Annotated in this window: 2 protein-coding genes and 1 pseudogene; 1 reads left to right on the top strand and 2 read right to left on the bottom strand. The window is 42.4% G+C overall.

Annotation, left to right across the window (positions count from 1 at the left end):
* Positions 1-895: family 16 glycoside hydrolase (locus VF500_RS04670; RefSeq protein WP_330858566.1), on the top strand; the 895-nt coding region annotated here is incomplete at its 5' end.
* A gap of 132 nt (positions 896-1,027) precedes the next feature.
* On the opposite strand, the gene VF500_RS04665 is transcribed toward VF500_RS04670, so the two are convergent.
* Together VF500_RS04665 and VF500_RS04660 are read right to left on the bottom strand one after the other, a co-directional pair.
* Positions 1,028-2,056, bottom strand: a complete 1,029-nt coding sequence (locus VF500_RS04665) for a GntR family transcriptional regulator (RefSeq protein ID WP_330858565.1) — start codon at positions 2,054-2,056, stop codon at positions 1,028-1,030.
* A 119-nt stretch (positions 2,057-2,175) separates the two neighbouring features.
* A pseudogene (locus VF500_RS04660) lies at positions 2,176-2,590 on the bottom strand (cytochrome d ubiquinol oxidase subunit II); the annotation flags it as partial.

Genomic DNA, 2,590 nt, shown 5'->3' with positions numbered 1-2,590 from the left:
GATTGAATGCATCGGCAACGAAATGAAAACCTGGGTAAACGGTGTGCCAGCCAGTGATGTAGTTGATACGGTTGACAGCAAGGGCTTTATAGCGTTGCAGGTACATGCTGTAAGCGAGGAAAAACAAGCCGGTAAAAAGGTTTATTTTAAAAACCTGAACCTGCAAACCACCAACTTAAAACCAAAGCCATTTCCAAAGGATGTTTATGTGGTTAATCTTACGCCGAATAGCATAACCGCTGCCGAAAAAGCAAACGGCTGGAAACTTTTATATGACGGTAAAACCAACACAGGCTGGCGCGGAGCAACCCTTAAAGGTTTCCCGGAGAGAGGCTGGGAATATGCAAACGGTACCATGCACGTATTGCCATCGGCAGGGCAGGAGGAATCAGGCGGTGGCGATATTGTAACCAACGATAACTATAGTGCTTTTGATCTGTCGTTTGAGTTTAAGCTTACTCCCGGCGCCAACAGTGGCGTTAAATATTTTGTAACTCTCTCGGAAGTTACCAAAGGGTCAGCTATTGGCTTGGAATACCAGGTACTTGATGATAAACTGCATCCTGATGCCAAACTTGGCCGTGATGGCGACCGGACTTTAGCGTCATTGTATGACCTCATCAAAGCCAACAAACAAGAGCGTTTTGTGCACCCGATAGGAGCGTGGAATATCGGTCGCGTGGTGGTATATCCAAACAACCACGTTGAGCACTACCTGAATGGAGTAAAAGTATTAGAGTACGAACGCGGCTCAAAAGCTTTCCGCGACCTGGTAGCCATCAGCAAATACACCATCTGGAAAAACTTCGGCGAAGCCGCTGAAGGGCATTTGCTGTTGCAGGATCATGGTAATGAAGTATTTTTCAGAAGTATAAAAGTGAAGGAATTGAAGTAAGAAATTCTGTCATGTCATTGCGAGGAGGAACGACGAAGCAATCTCGTAGCAATGCATCTTCTATATGCATTGGCTACGAGATTGCCACGCTGAGCTCGCAATGACATGTTTGGTTGTTGCGCCACGGGCGCTCTACAACGAACTCCTCAACCTCACCGTAAACGGCACCGCAAAATGCTCATGGCAGTTATTCAAAGCAAATTCAGCTGCTTTGCTACCCATCAATTTAAAATCGGTTGATATGGTGGTGATACCATCAAGGATGATCTCTTTGAGAGCTGTTTCATTATAGGATATCACGCCTACATCTTTAGCTACCTTTAAATCAGAAGCGATGATCTTCTTAATAAGTTCAACCAGGTCATCCTCTGTAAGGCTGATGTATACCGTATTTTTCTGAATAGGTTCTGTAGAAAGTGTTTCAACTATATCATACTCAAAAGCATACTGTCTGCAAAAGTTTAGAAACCCTTTCATGATCTCTTTTGAATGATAGGTTTTACCGGGGAAAATGAGCTTGAGTGTGTGGTATTTGCTCAGGCTATCAAGCATACTCTTCAGTGCCTCGTAAACATCTGTAGCGAAATTCTCATATATCGCTGCAAATTTTCCGTTCACGCCGGGCACAAGGTTATCCAGCAGTATCAGTTTATCCTTGGGGATAGTGTTGATGATCTCATGGGCCTTGGTTTCATTATCTAAAAAATGAGGGATAACGATGTATTTGGCATAATCACCCTGAATGCTTTCAGTAATGATCTTTTTAAAAAAGTAAAAATCATTGTTATAGATATAAAAATCTATAGCAGCCTGTTCGCCAATGGTAGCTACAAATGCATCATAAATGATCTTTTTATGCGCGCTGAGCTTGTTGAATAGCAGAAAGATCTTAAGCGGCTTCTGAAAATCGGTATTTGAAATAAAAAAACCTTTTCCGGGAACGGAACTCACTATCCCTTTCTCCTTCAGTTCCTTATAAACGCGTTCAATGGTATTGCGTGAAGTATCCAGCGCATAGCTCAGATCATTGATAGACGGAAGCATATCGTCTTTTACGATCTGCCCACTTTCAATAGCCCTGATAATGGCATTAGACAATTGCAGGTACTTAGGCGTAATGGAGTACTCGTCGATTGATAAGATCTTTAAATAATTCTTCACATCACAAATGTAATATTTGAAAGCACATCTTTATCATTAGAACCATGATGCGCTTGATTTCACGATTGACCTGATTTAACGTACAATATCGTGAAATCCTAAAATCAAGCGCATCACGGTTAAGTTCTTTTCTTAAACGCATAGTACAAATACCCAAGCGCCGGCAATATAAATAAGCTACCTACTAATAAGCCAATCCCCAAGTCATCGATACTGTTGCTGTTGGCATGTTCGGTAAGTAAGGACATAGAACTGCCATCCTTAAAAATAACAAACCTCGGAAAACGTGAAAACCCTACCGATATCAGGATCATACACACCTGGAAAGCGGCAAGTACCCTGATCCACTGCCTGTTTCGGCGATGTGATATGATCAGATAAAGCACTGCCAATGAAATGGTTGCAGCAATTACTGCAACTAAACTTACGGGATTGCCGAAAATCCAGTTGGCCAGATGAACATGCTCAAAATGAGAGGCTAAGAACACCAGCGAACCACATATCACGGCGGCAATGTTCATGATCTTCGCCTTA

Origin of the sequence: Mucilaginibacter sp., assembly GCF_036383575.1 — a bacterium.
In the GTDB taxonomy this organism is placed as follows: Bacteria; Bacteroidota; Bacteroidia; order Sphingobacteriales; family Sphingobacteriaceae; genus Mucilaginibacter.
The sequence above is the reverse complement of the archived record's forward strand: the minus strand, read 5'-3'. Positions and strand labels throughout refer to the sequence as shown.